12 protein-coding genes and 1 pseudogene are annotated in these 16,225 nt (G+C 41.3%); 5 read left to right on the top strand and 8 right to left on the bottom strand.

Annotated elements, in window-relative coordinates:
* Positions 1–107: pseudogene (locus P2W73_RS20000) on the top strand (IS982 family transposase); the annotation flags it as partial.
* 26 nt (positions 108–133) lie between these two features.
* On the opposite strand, the gene paaD reads toward P2W73_RS20000, so the two are convergent.
* The 8 genes from paaD to paaA all read right to left on the bottom strand — a co-directional run bounded on the left by paaD (position 134) and on the right by paaA (position 9,066).
* A complete protein-coding gene (gene paaD / locus P2W73_RS19995) occupies positions 134–679 on the bottom strand; it encodes a 1,2-phenylacetyl-CoA epoxidase subunit PaaD (protein WP_276503872.1) in 546 nt (181 codons plus the stop codon).
* 26 nt (positions 680–705) lie between these two features.
* On the bottom strand, positions 706–1,503 hold the full coding sequence (gene paaC, locus P2W73_RS19990; RefSeq protein ID WP_276503871.1) for a 1,2-phenylacetyl-CoA epoxidase subunit PaaC: 798 nt from the start codon (positions 1,501–1,503) through the stop codon (positions 706–708).
* A gap of 50 nt (positions 1,504–1,553) precedes the next feature.
* Positions 1,554–1,946, bottom strand: coding sequence for a 1,2-phenylacetyl-CoA epoxidase subunit PaaB (paaB, locus tag P2W73_RS19985; protein WP_369127532.1), 393 nt, complete (start codon positions 1,944–1,946; stop codon positions 1,554–1,556).
* An 83-nt stretch (positions 1,947–2,029) separates the two neighbouring features.
* A complete protein-coding gene (locus P2W73_RS19980; RefSeq protein ID WP_276503870.1) occupies positions 2,030–4,117 on the bottom strand; it encodes an aldehyde dehydrogenase family protein in 2,088 nt (695 codons plus the stop codon).
* A gap of 4 nt (positions 4,118–4,121) precedes the next feature.
* Complete coding sequence (locus P2W73_RS19975) at positions 4,122–5,270, bottom strand: iron-containing alcohol dehydrogenase (RefSeq protein WP_276503869.1); 1,149 nt, start codon at positions 5,268–5,270, stop codon at positions 4,122–4,124.
* A gap of 42 nt (positions 5,271–5,312) precedes the next feature.
* Entirely contained in the window at positions 5,313–6,683 is a 1,371-nt protein-coding gene (locus P2W73_RS19970; protein ID WP_276503868.1) for a glutamine synthetase family protein, read from the bottom strand.
* On the bottom strand, positions 6,661–8,010 hold the full coding sequence (gene eat, locus P2W73_RS19965) for an ethanolamine permease (protein ID WP_276503867.1): 1,350 nt from the start codon (positions 8,008–8,010) through the stop codon (positions 6,661–6,663). The genes P2W73_RS19970 and eat overlap by 23 nt, the downstream gene beginning before the upstream one ends.
* 108 nt (positions 8,011–8,118) lie before the next feature.
* Entirely contained in the window at positions 8,119–9,066 is a 948-nt protein-coding gene (gene paaA, locus P2W73_RS19960; RefSeq protein ID WP_276503866.1) for a 1,2-phenylacetyl-CoA epoxidase subunit PaaA, read from the bottom strand.
* 244 nt (positions 9,067–9,310) lie between these two features.
* Here paaA and P2W73_RS19955 point away from each other — a divergent pair, with 244 nt between their 5' ends.
* From P2W73_RS19955 to P2W73_RS19940, 4 genes are all read left to right on the top strand, one after another.
* Positions 9,311–9,952, top strand: coding sequence for an RNA polymerase sigma-70 factor (locus tag P2W73_RS19955; protein WP_276503865.1), 642 nt, complete (start codon positions 9,311–9,313; stop codon positions 9,950–9,952).
* A gap of 42 nt (positions 9,953–9,994) precedes the next feature.
* The gene (locus P2W73_RS19950) at positions 9,995–11,110 is read left to right on the top strand and encodes a FecR family protein (RefSeq protein WP_276503864.1); all 1,116 of its coding nucleotides are present in this window, start codon (positions 9,995–9,997) and stop codon (positions 11,108–11,110) included.
* Positions 11,111–11,295: 185 nt separating this feature from the next.
* Positions 11,296–14,649 (top strand): TonB-dependent receptor, encoded by a 3,354-nt coding sequence (locus P2W73_RS19945; RefSeq protein ID WP_276503863.1) that lies wholly within the window; start codon positions 11,296–11,298, stop codon positions 14,647–14,649.
* Between the two features lie 22 nt (positions 14,650–14,671).
* Entirely contained in the window at positions 14,672–16,210 is a 1,539-nt protein-coding gene (locus tag P2W73_RS19940; protein ID WP_276503862.1) for a RagB/SusD family nutrient uptake outer membrane protein, read from the top strand.
* The last annotated feature ends 15 nt before the right edge of the window (positions 16,211–16,225 follow it).

Here is a 16,225-nt window from a genome sequence, read left to right as displayed (position 1 = left end):
TAAAGGCGCTATTCCTTAGAAAAATACACGCAGTGACCTTTAAAGGATTCCTGCTCAAACTGGTAATGTTTATTCTGGCTTTTACACTGAATAAGCTTACCAATTAACTAGCAACTTGAATTAATTACTGAATTCAGTGGCACTTAAAATAATCGAAAGTTTCATAGCAAGCATCGCACTGGTAAAGCGCTTTACATGCTGTAGAACCGAATTCGCTCAAACGGTGAGTATGCCAGGAGTTGCACCGCGGGCATTGAACTGCTTCGTGGGGTGCAAATAGATCGTTGTTGCAAACCTGTTGTTTCGGATTAGGAGGAGCAATTCCATATTCTTTTAATTTCTTTTTTCCCTCCTCGCTCATCCAATCAGTAGTCCATGCCGGCGAAAGAACAGTCGTGATTTTTATTTTTTTAAAACCATTTTCGGACAATTCCAGCCTGATATTCGCCGCTATCATGTCCATTGCGGGACAGCCCGTATAAGTAGGTGTAATAACAATTTCGATACCCCCATCCCCTAAAGGGGGATCTTGATACAGTATTATCTTCCTGACAATTCCTAAATCAGTAATGGATAATACAGGAATTTCAGGATCATTAATTGAATCAAGGATTGACCATACCTTTTTTTCTTCGTCAGAAGAATGAGTTACGTTACTATATTGATTCTTAATATTCATATAACTCCCCTTTAGGGGCTGGGGCTTCACCATGTTGCTGAAGGATAGGCCCTTGCTACTGATTGCAGTTCTTCTAAAATAGTTGAAAGATGGTCCGTATGTTGCCCGATTTTTCCTCCCGTATATACTAATGACGTTCGTGGCACAGGTAAAGTGGCTTCTTCAAATATTTCTGTCACCTTCTTCATCCAGGGCTCTTTAAGAAGAGATATATCCGGAATTATATTTTCGGCGATAAGTGAGGTTTCAAAAAAGGCTGCATTAAACATCTCATCTGTATAACTCCATAGTGATTCAATGGCGTTTGCCATTCTTTTATTGCTTTCTCCAGTGCCATCACCTAATCGTATTACCCACTCACTGCTCCAGCGAAGATGATAACTTACCTCTTTGAGAGCTTTGGAAGCAATGGCTGATAGTTGGTGATCGCTACTTTCTTTTAGTTTATCATACAAATCATACTGGTAAGCACTAAAGAAAAATTGACGAAGTGTTGTTTGAGCCCAATCTCCCTTTGGCTGTTCCGCCAGCAGCAGATTTTTAAACTCATTGGCATCCCGGAAATAGGCAAGGGTATCTTCCGTTGAGCCATCAGCTTTTAATAATGCGGCATATTGATAAAAATTTCTGGCCTGCCCTATAAGATCGAGTGAAATATTGGAGATAGCGATGTCCTGTTCCAGTATCGGCCCGTGCCCACACCACTCACTATTTCGATGTCCCAGGATCAATGCAGTATCGGCAAGGTGCAATGTATAGGCCTCCCTAAATCCCTCCGGGGGAGGGACTTTCGAAGATGATTTACTATTGAAGTGTTTTGCCATAATAGGAGTGTTTGTAAGTCCTTCCCTTTAGAAAGGATTTAGGATGGGCCTTACATATGTCCCACTTCATCAGGAAGGTCATAAAAGGTTGGATGACGGTAGACTTTATCGTTGGCAGGTTCGTACAGTTGTTCCGCCTCATCAGGATTGCTGGCATGAATGTATTTACTTTCTACCGCCCATATGCTTACTCCTTCCATTCTTCGGGTGTAAACATCTCTTGCGTTTTCAATAGCCATCTGTGCATCAGCGGCATGCAGGCTTCCGGCATGTTTATGGTCCAGCCCCTGCTTACTGCGAATAAAAATTTCCCACAAAGGCCAATCAGCCCCCTCCAAACCTCCCCCCATAGGGGAGGCTTTCGAAGAGTCTTTTATCTCACTATTTCCTCCCATATCCTCGGGTATGTCTCCGTAGTAGAATTTTCTTATGGCAATGTTCATGATTTGCTATTTTAACCGATTCCGGGAATGAACAAAGGTCACTATTTTTATCTAATGACGGTTAGTGACAGGCCTGTGTAAAATCAATTTCTATCCCTGATATGATAAGCCTTGGGTTGCACAAATGCCCGGATCCCCTGGTAGGAGAGTGTAGCTCCGAGCCCCGAATGTTTGCGGCCAGACCAGGGCAAACCAGCGCTGACACGATCGCAACAATTCCAATAAACAGTACCTGTGTTGATTTGTTTCATCAACGCTTCTGCCCGTTCAAAACTTGTTGAATAAACGGCCGCCGTCAATCCATATTCAGTATCCTGCATCAATTCTAATGCTTCCTTATCATCTTTTACTTTTTGAATGCCTACCACGGGACCAAATGACTCTTCCTTCATCAGCTTCATCTCATGATTAACATTAACAACCACGGCTGGTTCAATAAAATAGCCTTCACGATTGATTACGTTGCCACCGTATAATATTTTCGCTCCCTTTGCTTCAGCATCTTTCAATTGTTCTGACAGGAAATCTTTTTGTTCTTTGCGGCTTAACGGACCAATATCTGTTGACTTCTCCAAAGGATCGCCTACTTTCATTTTAGCCGCCTGCCCAATATAGGATTGCACAAATTGATCATATATCTTTTCCTGCACATAAATTCTTTCGACGGCACAGCAACTTTGTCCGTTGTTATAAACTACACCCTCCAACGCAGCGGCAGCCACTTTATCAATATCCTCCACATCATCCATGACATACAGTGGATCTTTTCCACCCAGCTCAAGCTGGCACGGAACCAATTTAGCTGCAACTTTTTCTGCGATATATTTTCCGGTATGATAACTGCCCGTAAAAAAATAGCCATTTAACGGAAGATCCAGTAAGTATTCTCCCACTTCTCCTTTGCCAATAACCACCTGGAAACAATTTTCCGGTACGCCGGATTGAACCAATAATTGTTGGATAGCGAGGCCGGTAAGAGATGCATACTCCGAGGGTTTATAAAAAACAGCATTACCGCCGATTAAGGCAGGAATGAATACGTTTACGCCAACGAGGTAAGGATAGTTCCATGCTGAAATGTTGGCGATAATACCAAGTGGCTCATAGACGATTTTTTCTTTCGTATTGCCTTCTGTAGTGACCCATTCCTCTGCGAGCCATTTCGCTGAGTTGTCAATAAAAAATTTGATCCTGCTCCTTGCACCGTTTAGTTCATTGTAGGATTGCTGCAAGGGTTTACCCATCTCACTGGTTAATGTATTTGCCAGGTGATCTTTATGATCATCCAGCAATGCATAAAACTTTTCGATGCATTGCATTCTTTTTTCCAACGAAGTTGCGGCCCATAATGGCTGCTCCTTTTGCAATAGTTTGAATTTTTCTTCGACAGTTTGCTTACTGTCTTCTGTAAGCTCTTTTACAATTTCTTCCGTAGCGGGGTTAATGACTTTCAATTTTTTTATGTTTGTTTCTTTGACAGCTGTCAAAAACTGATTTTTAAGATTTTCAGAGAAAGGATTTTGCTCTTTTTCCTTCATCCTTTCCGGGTGCCATTGCACGCACAACATAAATCCTTTGCTGATTTTATCGGCAAACTCCAACCCCTCGATAATCTTTTCCTCGTCATCATCATAAGCATTTACTACCAGGTCAGGACCAATTGCATTGGGATCAATCGCCTGGTGATGAGCACTATTTACATGACCCGAAAGGGCGCCTGCTATTTTATTAAGGAGTGTATTGTTTTCGGTAATAATAGTATGTTCTTTATCTGACTCTTCTTTTTTATGTCTTGCATTGCCATTATCCAGGTCCTGGATCAATTTGCCACCTTCCAATACATTTATTAATTGCATTCCCCTGCATATTCCCAAAACGGGCAACTTATGTAATTGGGAGTGTCGGTAAATTTTAGTTTCAAACAGGTCACGTTCGGGTTGAAATATGCCCGGGCTGTTATCGTAATTGGTTTTACCATCATACAGTGAAGGATGAACATCAATACCGCCTGTCAGGATAAATCCATCACACTGATATATATCCTCAACATTGTCCTCCTCAAAAGAAAGGTTTACCAATTCAAAATCATTCGCAAGGTCTTGCGGGGTAAACCAATTCCAGTAATTCTGAAAAAAAGTTTTTGTATAACTGATACCGATTTTTTTCTTCATAAAGCTATAACGCCTGGTTATACAAATTTCTGAAATCTTCTCTGCTTACCGGTTTGGGATTATTGGGGTGAGCAAAGTCGGCGAAGGCCAGGTCGGCCAGGATATCAATGTGTTCTTCCCTGACATGTATATCCCTTAGCTTATAGGGAATATTAATTTTTGCATTCATGTCAAATAAAAATTGCACAACGGCTTCGCCGGTTTCTTCTTTTAGCTCTAATGTTCTTGCAATCCTGCGAAACTTTTCTTCAAACCCTTCAATATTAAACTGCATTCCATAAGGAATATTTACAGCATTTGCCAAACCGTGATGTGTATCCAGCAGTGAAGAAAGGGGATGAGCCAGCGAATGCACAACGCCCAATCCTTTTTGAAAAGCAATGGCGCCCATCATGGAGCCAAGCAGCATTTTACTGCGTGAGGCAAGGTCGGGCTGGTTCACCGCAGGTTCCAATGAATCTTTGATCAGTGAAATTCCTTCCAATGCAATTCCATCACAAATGGGGTGATAGTTTTTGGCAAGAAAGGCTTCCATATTATGAGTAAGCGCATCCATACCTGTGGCCGCCGTTACAAACGGTGGTAAATCCATTGTAAGCAGTGGATCTGCAAAAACAATCTTTGCCATCAGCTTGGGGGAAAACAAAATTTTCTTCTGATGGGTAATGTCATCCGAAATGATAGCGCTGCGTCCTACCTCGCTCCCTGTGCCGGCGGTTGTAGGAATAGTGATAAAATGTGGAACATCATTGGTAACATAAATATCACCGCCGATAAGATCATCATATTTAAAAAGATCTTCCCTGTGTTGAACCCTCAACACAATGGCTCTTGCTACATCCAATGCAGCGCCGCCACCAAGGCCGATGATACAATCCCTGTTGGTTTTGTCCCACATTTCTGTGCCTTTGTACACGTCGGATTTCACAGGATTTTTGTGTATATCCGAGAAAACCTCAACCGAAATATTTGATTGCTTCAGGTTGCCGACAATTGTTTTGAAAAAGGGTAACTCCGAAATGTTAGGGTCAGTAACAATAAGCGGTGCCTGCAGGTTATTTTGCTGTAGGTAAGCCGGTAATTCCTTTACAGCTCCTGCACCAAACCGTATTGTGGTTGGAAAGTTAAATTGGACTACTTTGTCAAAATTCATGTAGAAAATTATAAAGTTTTATGCGCCTCCTTTAGGGCAGGGTTAAATAATTTCAAAGTATCTCTTCAATTCCCAGTCAGTCACCACCTTAGAAAATTGCCGCCATTCCCATTCTCTTGTGCCTGCAAAATGATTGACAAAATTTTCTCCAAATAGTTCTTTTGCCACCGGAGAATCTTTCATGGCCTGCGTTGCTTCCCATAAATTTTTGGGCAGTATTCCATTTTTTGTATCGGCGTAGCCACTTCCGATAGTGGCGGGAGTTTTTAATTTCAACTTCTTTTTTATGCCATACAAACCTGAAGCGAGGCATGCGGCCATCGCTAGGTAGGGGTTGGCATCGGAGCCGACAACTCTTGTTTCCAGCCGGGTAGCATTAACGCTTCCGGCTAATACCCGTAAGGCGGTCGTCCGGTTGTCAAAAGCCCATGTCAACGTGGTAGGCGCCCAGGCTCCTTCCACCAGCCGCTTATAACTATTGATACTTGGTGCATACATTGGAAGTATGTAAGGTAAACAATAGAGTTGCCCGGCTATATAACTTTCCATCAGGCTGCTGATCCCTGTTTTATTCTTCTTGTCAAAAAATAAATTCTCCTTGCCATTTGCCGACCATAAACTTTGATGCACATGTCCGCTGCAACCGGGTAGTGCTTCATTCCATTTTGCCATAAACGAAGCAATGATGCCGTGCCGGTGAGCAATTTCCTTCACGCCGCTTTTAAACAAAACCGCCCTGTCGGCAGCTTCCAATATTTCAGAAAACAGTATAGCGGCTTCATAGACGCCCGGTCCTGTTTCAGTGTGGATGCCTTCAACCGGCACCTTGAATTTTTTCAGTAAGTCAAACAGGTCATGAAAAAAGACAGTTTCCTGGGAGGCACGAAGAACAGAATAGCCAAACATGCCCGGTGTCATGGGTTGAGGGTTGCGAAAATTATTTTTATACAGGTCATCCCGGTTATCAATGAAATTAAACCATTCAAACTCCTGTGAGAAATAAGGAATATATCCCGCATCAAGAGCCTGGGTTCTTATTTTTTTCAATAAGCTCCGGGGACAAATATTGGCTAAATGGCTTTGCTCATTACTGAAATCAGCGAGGAAAAAAGGAAGATCATGTTCCCATGGTATTTGACGAAAGGTTTGCAGGTCTACTGTTGCCAAAGCATCCGGATACCCGCTATGCCAACCGGTAATAGCGGCATTGTCATAGGCGGCATCACCTGCATCCCAGCCAAATACGACGTCGCAAAACCCAAATCCCTTTTCAGCAACAGATAAAAACTTTTCAAAGCTGATCATCTTACCCCGGAGAACGCCATCGATGTCTGTAATAGCCAGTTTTACTTTTTCTGTATTGGTGGCCGAAAGATTTTGTACAATAGCTTTAGGGGTTAACGGGCTTGCCATAGATTGATTTTTTTACTGAGAGATGAAACCACATATATGAAATTGCCAGTATTCCAAAGTAAATAAACGCCAGTTTAAAATACAGCGTAGTCATGGCAATTAAAGAAACAGCAGCAATAATAAGAGCAATGACTGGAAACCAGGGATAAAAAGGAACCCGGAAAGGTCTTGCCATCTGCGGCTCTTTTTTGCGAAGAGCAATCACAGTAACCATCGACAACACATACAAGGTTAAAGCTCCAAAACAGGCAATGGTAATGATTTCAGCAGTCTTGCCTGTTAATAAGGCGATGATGCCGATAAGCATATTGATGAGCAGGGCATTTGCCGGAGTTTTAAATTTTGGATGCACTTTCCCGAATTGTGACGGAATATAATTGATGCGTCCAAACTCAAAAGTAGCCCGGCCGGCAGCTAAAATAATTCCATGAAAAGAAGCTACCAGTCCCATCAGGCCAATAGTGATCAGTAAATGATAAAGCCATCCGCTATTGCCGGTGATTTGTGCCAATGCCAGGGGTAAGGGTGAATCAGAAGCTTCAGCACCTGGTGAAGGGTAAACAATTTTTTCCCAACCACCTACACCTACAGCAGCAAAAAAAGTGAGTATACATAAAACGACTAATGTCGCCAGTGCGGAGCCAAACCCACGCAGAATATTTTTTTGTGGATTGATGGTTTCCTCCGCAACGTTCGCTACACCTTCTATAGCCAGGAAAAACCAGATGGCAAAAGGTATTGCTGCCCATACGCCTTTCCATCCAAAGGGGAAAGCATTGAGCTTAATATTTTCCATTTCAAAATGAGGTAATGCGACACCGGCAAAAAGCAATAACTCAAACACTGCAAACACGGTAATGATCAGCTCAAAAGTTGCTGCTGCTTTTACTCCGTAAATGTTTAAAGCAGTAAAAAGAAAATAAGCAATGATGGCGATGGTGATCACCGGTATTTGCGGAAAAAAAATATGAAAATAAGCGCCAATGGCAGCAGCAATAGCTGGCGGCGCAAATACGAATTCGATGATCTGTGCCATACCAGCAACAAATCCTAAATCCTTTCCCAAACCCCGGTTGGCATAATCTAAAACTCCACCAGCTTTTGGAATAGCACAGGCCAGTTCGGTGTAGGAAAAAGTAAAAGTGATATAAAGAATAATAATAAAGAAAGTAGCAATTGCTAATCCGAACGTGCCCCCGGCAGCAAGACCGAGGTTCCAGCCAAAATACATTCCGGAGATGACATAACCGACACCCATGCCCCAAAGCATCAGCGGACCAAGGCTACGTGATAATTGCGGAGAAGATTCTTCCTGTAATTTGGACATAAAAAGATTGTCCTTAAAGATAGGAGGTAAAGTTGATTAGGTAAAAACTTAGCCGCTAATCAATTATTATGTGTGATTAATTTTTCAACTTGACAACTCGTAGTTTATTCAGGCTGCTTCCTGTTTATTCCTGGCTGCTCTTTTTTCAGCGTAAGCAGTTGCTGCTTCTCTCACCCATGCGCCTTCTTCCCAGGCTTTTTTCCTGGCATCCAACCTTTGTTTATTACAAGGGCCATTGCCTTTTACCACGTTCCAAAACTCATCCCAATTGATCTCCCCAAAATCATAATGTTTTTTGGTTTCATTCCATTTCAATTCAGGGTCGGGTAAAGTCATTCCCAAAACCTTTACTTGCCCGGCACACATGTCAACAAAGTTTTGGCGCAATTCATCATTGCTTTTCCGTTTGATCTTCCACTTCATGCTTTGATCAGAGTTGGTGCTTTCACTGTCCCTCGGTCCAAACATCATCAGGGATGGCCACCACCAGCGATTAATGGCATCCTGGCACATTGCCTGCTGCTCCTTTGTTCCTTTGGAAAGAGTGAGCAATATTTCAAACCCCTGGCGTTGATGAAAACTTTCTTCTTTGCAAATCCTTACCATGGCCCTTGCATAAGGTCCGTGGGAGGTACGACAGAGCATTACCTGGTTTAGTATGGCTGCACCATCCACCAGCCAGCCTATGGCGCCCATGTCGGCCCATGTTAATGTGGGATAGTTGAAAATAGAAGAATATTTTGCTTTGCCACTATGCAGATCATTGATCATTTGTTCTCTTGAAGTTCCTAATGTCTCAGCAGCTGAGTATAGATAGAGTCCATGTCCAGCTTCATCCTGTACTTTAGCTAATAAGATAGCTTTTCGTTTCAATGATGGTGCTTTCGTGATCCATTCACCTTCGGGCAACATACCTACAATTTCACTATGAGCATGCTGGCTGATCTGCCGGATCAATGTTTTGCGATAGGCATCGGGCATCCAATCCTTCGGTTCAATCTTTATTTCATTGTCGATCTTTTCCTGGAATGTTTTTTCAAAATCTGTAGCGGGCATAGGCAAAACAATTTGATAAACAAATTTACAACATCATACTTTAACGGCTTATCAAGCGAAAATAGCTTTAAATTTTTCGATGCGAATCGTTGGTAAAATATAGCGGCGCAACAATTAGATTAAAACGTTTTTTTATTTTTTTGAGACGAAAAATAAATGGCTACAATGTTCAGCGTTAGGAAAAAATATTTGTTTGTTAGATATTTGAATTAATTTAGTACGACTGCTTATTAAAAAACTCTGATTGCCTGCTAACGATCACGATATTACAGTTCAGTTAAGGGAGCTGCAAAAAAAGATTGCCAACGATGACCAAACGGCATTTACCCAACTCTATTTGCACTTCGGAAAAAAACTAATTCATTTCGCCACATCATTGGTTCGTTCAAAAGAAATTGCCGAGGAATTGGTAGAAGATGTTTTTGTAAAACTATGGGCCAACAGGCGACATATAACCGAAATTGAAAATATTACTGTTTACATCTATATTGCTACAAAAAACAAGGCACTCAATTCATTGTCACAAAAAGCCAAAGAGCTGATATTGGCGCCCTTTGATTTCCTGGACAGTTCTGTAAATGATTTTGCTTCTGATCCTTACGAATTAATGATTACCTCTGAAATGATGGATCGCATGCACCAGGCCGTTGATGCACTGCCGCCTCGTTGTAAAATGATTTTTAAACTCATAAGAGAGGATGGTCTCAAATACAAAGAGGTGGCTGAAATATTAAATATTTCTGTAAATACGATTGATGTGCAAATGGCCATTGCGGTCAAGAAAATATGCACATCCCTGCATATCAGCAAACCTGGAGAATCGTCTTCTGCTTCAACACCAGGTCAAAAAAATCTTAAAAAAAATCAGGAACGGCTTAGTAGATAAGTTCCATTTGACTGTCCTTAATAGCACATCGATTGCTGCTCAATGGAAATACCCGAAAGAATATGGCACCTGATGGCCAAAGCTCTCAATAACGAGGCATCTCCCGAGGAATCGGAGGAATTGTCACTTTTATTGAATCAGGATGAAGCAGTGCAGCAACAATTTGAACTCCTCTCCCGCATTTGGAAAGAAAAAGGACAGGGCGTAGATGACGACGGAAATGCCCGCAAACTCATTCTCAAAATTATAGACAAGGCCCAGGCGCAAACAGACTCAGACCAGTCTGAAGAAGAAATGTTGAATGCCAGGAGAAGATCACGTCGTCGGCGCCGGAAGTTTTTTATTACTGCTGCTGCCGCCGCTATTTTTATTATTACAGCCGGATGGTTTTTTTTGAACAATCAAAAAGCCGATACTGACCAGGCAAAAAAGCCCGAAACTTTGGTGGTGAATAAAGGAAGCCGCTCACGGTTTTTATTGAGCGATGGAACCACCGTTTGGTTAAACGCCGGTTCTAAACTTTTCTATGAAAATGATTTTTCAGGGACTACCCGTGAAGTAAGATTAGAAGGAGAGGCCTTTTTTGACGTGATCAAAAATCCCAAAAAACCATTTATCGTTCATGCTTCAAGTATAGACATCCGGGTTTTAGGCACAGCCTTCAACGTAAAATCATATCTGGAAGATAAAAATGTCGAAACGACTTTATACCGGGGCCTGGTCAATGTAGTAAGAACGGATGATCCTGCAACGAAAGTCATCCGGCTCAGACCAAACGAAAAATTGGTGCTTCCCAAGCAAGCAGCTAATGCACCAGAAAATATGTCTGAAAAGATAACTCTACCAACTAACACAACACCGGGAAGCTTCACCATTACCCACATAGATAGTACAAAAAAGGAGAGCGAACGTTTTGAAACCGCATGGCTTTATAGCCGTCTCGAATTTCGTGGCGACAGTTTTGAGGAACTGGCATTGAAACTGGAAAGATGGTACAACGTGACCATTTCATTCACAGATGAAAAAGTAAAAAAACTAACTGTAACAGGCTCGTTTGAAAACGAAACGGTGGAACAGGCAATGGCTGCCTTAAAAGAGGCTTTCCCGATTAATTATAAAATAAACGATCATGAAATATTTATTGGGTCATCTCAATGATCTGCACCCCAAATAAAAAGAAATAAAAGATAACGGAGAATGTTGGCGCATTCCCCGTTTGAAAAAAGGCTAAACGAAGATAATCAACTCGTCAGGTTGGATTGTTTAACCCCTAATTTGCTAAAAATATGAAATGTTTTCTAACGGTTTTAAAAATTCCGTTACAATCAAAAGCTCTGCTATTTATGAATTTGACCGCAGTTTTCATGCTGTCTCTAACGCTGAATGTTGCTGCCAATGGCTTTGGGCAGGACAGGATTAGCCTGCGTATGAAAAAGACAGAAATCGGCGGAATTTTAAGAACCATTGAAAAGCAGACCAATTACCGGTTTCTTTACAATGACAACCTGGAGGAGATCAGGGAAAAGGTTACCATCAATGTCAGGGAAGCCTCCCTGGGCGAAGTGTTGAATTTATTATTGGATAATACAAGGTTGCAGTACCAGTTAATGAATGACAATCTTGTTGTTATTAAAGAAGACTCCAATGCGCCAACCCGTTTGCCTGATGTTGTGATCAGGGGTAAGGTGACTGGTGAAGGAGGTGCACCACTTTCCGGTGCTTCGGTAATAATAAAAGGCACCAACACTGGTACTTCAACTAATAATGAAGGTAATTTTTCCATTACAGCTGCGGATGCAAATGTAACCCTGGTTATTTCTTCAGTGGGATATGATGCGCAGGAAGTCGCTCTCGGAGGTAGAACCGATATCACTGTAGCTCTTGTTACCTCCACAAAAGTAATGGACCAGGTGGTGGTGATTGGTTATGGTACAGCGAGTAAGAGAGACTTGACAGGGTCTATTACGAAAGTATCTGGTAAAGACATTGCTGATAAGCCTAATACAAATCCTGTGGCTTCATTGCAAGGCAAGGTAGCCGGCCTGTCTGTGGTGAATAATGGAACGCCAGGTGCAGAACCAGATATAAGAATACGGGGAACGATCAGTATTGGGTCAGTTAAACCTCTATATGTGGTAGATGGGATATTTAACGACAATATTGACTATATCAATCCAAATGATATTGAATCTGTTGAGATACTAAAAGATCCTTCTTCACTAGCCATTTTTGGAGTAAAGGGTGCTGCAGGGGTTATCGCAATAACCACCAAGAGAGCAAAGGCTGGTCAAACAATAATAAATGTCAACTCCAGTTTCGGCTTTAAAAAACTGGTTGACAAAATTAAATTGGCAAATGCAGCAGATTTTCAAACACTGTTCGAAGAAGAAAAAGCCAACATCGGTGTAACGGCGCCATTTGATTATGCAAAATGGCCGTTTGATACAGACTGGATAGATGTCGTCACAAGAACAGGTAAGTTTAATACAAATAACCTCAGTCTTTCCAACAGCTCTGAAAAAAATAAATTCAATCTTGGGTTCGGGTATATAAAAGATCAGGGCCTAATTAAACATGAAGAACTGAAGAGATATACATTTTCTTTCAGTGACGAGGTAAAAATTAATAAGTCAATCAAACTAGGCTTCAATTTCAATGGTATCAGGCAAAGGGCTCCTTACGGCTACGCTGGCAATGTGTTATCTGATGCAAGAAAAGTAGTACCGATTACGTCTGCAGGTACGAAAAGTTATACAACTAGAAATGCCTATGGTGCAGATAGTGTGACATATGATATGTATTATCTCCTTCCGTCCATCCAGGGATCTGGTGTGGTTAATCCATTAGTAACGCTGGAAAATGAATGGGATAAAACTATCGACAGGGAATATAGAATGGTAGCTAGTGTTTTTGCGGAGATAAATTTTTTAAAAGATTTTACTCTTCGTACCACTTTTTATGGTGATCAAAGTAATCGGAACGTTCGACAATACACTCCACTCTATTATGGCTATGATAATAATAATAATAGTGCATTATTAGTAAATACGCTGACAAGTGTGAGGGAGAAGGACTACACTTATAGGAAATGGCAGCAGGATTATATTTTGTCTTATAAGAAGAATTTTGGGGAACACGGGTTGAATTTAACGGCTGGGTGGACTACTTACTACTTCGGAAATTTTAATCGTTTTGGTTATGTAGAACAGAGTCCTACCGGTCTTCCTATACCAAATAATAAACGCTTTTGGTATATAGATAATGGTTTTGGTTTGGTGACAAGGCAAAGCTCAACTCCTCCCAGTGGAGAAACCAGGCAACGAGAATATTCCACCGCATCAGCCCTTTTCAGAGCTTTATATAATTATGCCGGAAAGTATTATCTGAACGCATCGCTTAGAAGAGATGGCTCATCACAAATTTCACCTTCAAACAGGTGGCAATCATTCTGGGCCGTCGGTGCTGCATGGGAACTTACTAAGGAGGAATTTATGGCTGACCAGACGACTTTCGATTTCTTAAAAATAAAGGGTTCTATTGGAGTGCTCGGGAATCAAAATACCTATGGCTACGATTATCCATTCTATCCCGGATTGACTTCCAGTAAAGTGGCTGTTTTTGCAAATGACAACATCTTTCCTGCCAGCGAGCAGGCTTATTTACCTGCACAAGACTTAAAATGGGAAACTGTTCATGCTAAAGAAATAGGTGTAGAGTTAGATGCTTTGAAGCGAAAACTTCATTTTGAAGCCAATTATTTTAATAAGCTGACCAAAGATCTGATGACATTCATTCCTGGATTACATGGTGCACAAAACGGCCTTGATAATATTGGTCAGATCAGAAATTCAGGATTTGAATTCTCAGCGATATATACTCAACCAATTACTTCGGATTTTACATTAACCGTAAGCGGAAATCTTACGACCTATAAAAATAAGGTGGTTGAACTGGCAACCAAGGATTTTGCAATTATCCAGAGTAATAGCCGCACAATTATTGGTTATCCCATAGGTTCATTTTATGGGTTGACAGTTGACGGCATATGGCAATCTAATTCAGAAATCTTACAATCTCCTTTGACTTATAACTTAGTGGGTGGTAGCCCACAACCCGGTGATTTTAAATATCGGGATATTTCAGGACCAAAAGGCATACCGGACAGTGTAATCAATTCTTTTGATTATGGTGTCATTGGCAATCCAACTCCTGACTTTGCTTATGGCGGTACGGTTTCTTTGAATTATAAAGGTATGCTCGACTTAAGTGTGGATGTAGGTGGTGTATATGGCAATGAAATTTTTAGGAACTACGGGAATACAGAGGCTACTTTCCAAAGGGTTAATTATTTTGGATTTAAAACAGAAAGATGGCATGGTGCAGGTACTTCCAACTGGGAGCCTATTCTGGCGCAAGATCACCGTAATAATTACCAGGCATCTACTTACAATATTGAAGATGGAAGTTATTTCCGAATCAGAAATATTCAACTTGGATTCAACTTCCCAAGTACCATGATAAAAAGGGCGGGAATTAAGGGAGCCCGAATCTTTGCAAATGTTCAGAATCTCAAAACCTATAAAAGGAATTATGGTTATGCGCCTGAATTTGGCGGTTCGGCATTGGAATTTGGTGTTGATAATAGCGGTGGAGCAATTCCTTTAGTAACAACTTTCGGTGTTAATCTAACTTTTTAATAGATAATAAATACAGAGCGATATGAAAAAAATAATAAATGGACTAAAGTTTTTGCTTTTAGTCTCTGCGTCTGTACTACTTTTTTCGGGATGTAAAAAATTTTTAGATAGACAGCCTTTATCTGCTACTCTGGATGATTTAAGCGCAGGGGGATTGGAGCAACAGGTTTTTGCTTTATATGCATCACAAAAAGAGAGTAGTGCTTTCGGTGGAATTATGTGGCAAGCCTTACACAATTTCCGTGCTGATGATTCGGAAAAAGGGAGCGATTTAACAGATGGTGCGGATTGGGTGGCGGCATATGACAACTTTGATTATGATAAGGATCATTGGTGTACCAATACTTATTGGGACGATCATTATGCTATTATAAACAGAGCTAATACAATTTTGCAAATAGCAGACTCTTTAGATCTAAATGATCCTCAATCCCAAATTTTCCGGGCGGAAGCGAGATTTATGCGGGCATACATGTATTTTGATCTTGTAAGAGTGTATGGTGAGGTGCCTATTATAGATTTCAGGATTTATAATGCTTCTGAAGCTAATGTCGCAAAATCGGAAGTAGCAAAGGTTTACGAATTAATTGATAATGACTTGCTATTTGCAATCTCGACCTTACCGGGCACATGGGATCCAAAATACTTGGGCAGAACCACGAGCTACGCTGCAATGACGCTATTAGCAAAAACTCACATGTTCAGAAAGAATTACTCTCAAGCTGTTGCTCTTTCAGATGCTGTCATTGCATCAGGAAGATTTAGTCTGTTACCTGTTTTTTGGCAAGTCTTCAAAGATGCAAATGAAAACAGTAGTGAATCAATATTCGAGATCCAATGCGCATATATACCAAATACCGCGGAACCATATGGAGGAAACTATTATGCCACTTCAATGGGAATTAGGGGTAAACCTGATCAGTCTGAATGGAATTTAGGCTGGGGATGGAATACACCTACAGAAAATCTGGTCAATGCTTTCGAGCCTGGTGATATCAGGAAAAATTCGACAATATTGTTTGGTGGACAATCGGATGATCCAGCTACTGGAGGCTATGGCCGAACTATCCCACCAAAGGGCCAGTTTGGGCTGGAAAGAAAATATTGGAATAAGAAAGTTTACGCTGATCCCGCTGTGCAGCAGGCAAAAAGCGTGTTACATGCCAGCTGGTGGATAAATCAACGGGTTTTCCGTTATCCTGAAGTTTTATTAACCTCAGCGGAAGCTAAAAATGAATTAGGTGGTGCTATGTCTGCAGATTCTAACACTATAAAATCGTTGGTAAATCAAGTGCGGAATAGGGCCGGCCTGCCTTCCATCAATTATGTTTCGCAGGCAGCCATGAGAACCAGAATAAAACAGGAAAGACGAGTGGAATTTGCACTGGAAGGCGAAAGGTTTTTTGATTTGGTTAGGTGGACTCCGGCACCTGATGGTATCGACGCTCCTACGGTATTAGGCCCTTTGGGGTATGAACCTAAAAACGCAGTGTACCCTATTCCAAAACCGGCTATTGACAGATCAAACGGTAAGCTGGTTCAGAATCCCTTATATCCGTAAAGCAGTTTGTTCATT

It is taken from the genome of Terrimonas pollutisoli, from assembly GCF_029360765.1.
Classification (GTDB): domain Bacteria; phylum Bacteroidota; class Bacteroidia; order Chitinophagales; family Chitinophagaceae; genus Terrimonas_B; species Terrimonas_B pollutisoli.
Note: the sequence above shows the minus strand (reverse complement) of the source record. Positions and strands in the feature narration are given on the sequence as shown.

What these genes read in the sequence shown, in the direction of transcription:
- P2W73_RS19940 (WP_276503862.1), top strand. Translation starts at nt 14,672, where the DNA reads ATGAAAAAAATAATAAATGGACTAAAGTTTTTGCTTTTAGTCTCTGCG.
- P2W73_RS19975 (WP_276503869.1), bottom strand. Translation starts at nt 5,270, where the DNA reads ATGAATTTTGACAAAGTAGTCCAATTTAACTTTCCAACCACAATACGG.
- P2W73_RS19945 (WP_276503863.1), top strand. Translation starts at nt 11,296, where the DNA reads ATGAATTTGACCGCAGTTTTCATGCTGTCTCTAACGCTGAATGTTGCT.
- P2W73_RS19980 (WP_276503870.1), bottom strand. Translation starts at nt 4,117, where the DNA reads ATGAAGAAAAAAATCGGTATCAGTTATACAAAAACTTTTTTTCAGAAT.
- paaA (WP_276503866.1), bottom strand. Translation starts at nt 9,066, where the DNA reads ATGCCCGCTACAGATTTTGAAAAAACATTCCAGGAAAAGATCGACAAT.
- paaB (WP_369127532.1), bottom strand. Translation starts at nt 1,946, where the DNA reads ATGAACATTGCCATAAGAAAATTCTACTACGGAGACATACCCGAGGAT.
- P2W73_RS19970 (WP_276503868.1), bottom strand. Translation starts at nt 6,683, where the DNA reads ATGGCAAGCCCGTTAACCCCTAAAGCTATTGTACAAAATCTTTCGGCC.
- paaD (WP_276503872.1), bottom strand. Translation starts at nt 679, where the DNA reads ATGAATATTAAGAATCAATATAGTAACGTAACTCATTCTTCTGACGAA.
- paaC (WP_276503871.1), bottom strand. Translation starts at nt 1,503, where the DNA reads ATGGCAAAACACTTCAATAGTAAATCATCTTCGAAAGTCCCTCCCCCG.
- P2W73_RS19950 (WP_276503864.1), top strand. Translation starts at nt 9,995, where the DNA reads ATGGAAATACCCGAAAGAATATGGCACCTGATGGCCAAAGCTCTCAAT.
- eat (WP_276503867.1), bottom strand. Translation starts at nt 8,010, where the DNA reads ATGTCCAAATTACAGGAAGAATCTTCTCCGCAATTATCACGTAGCCTT.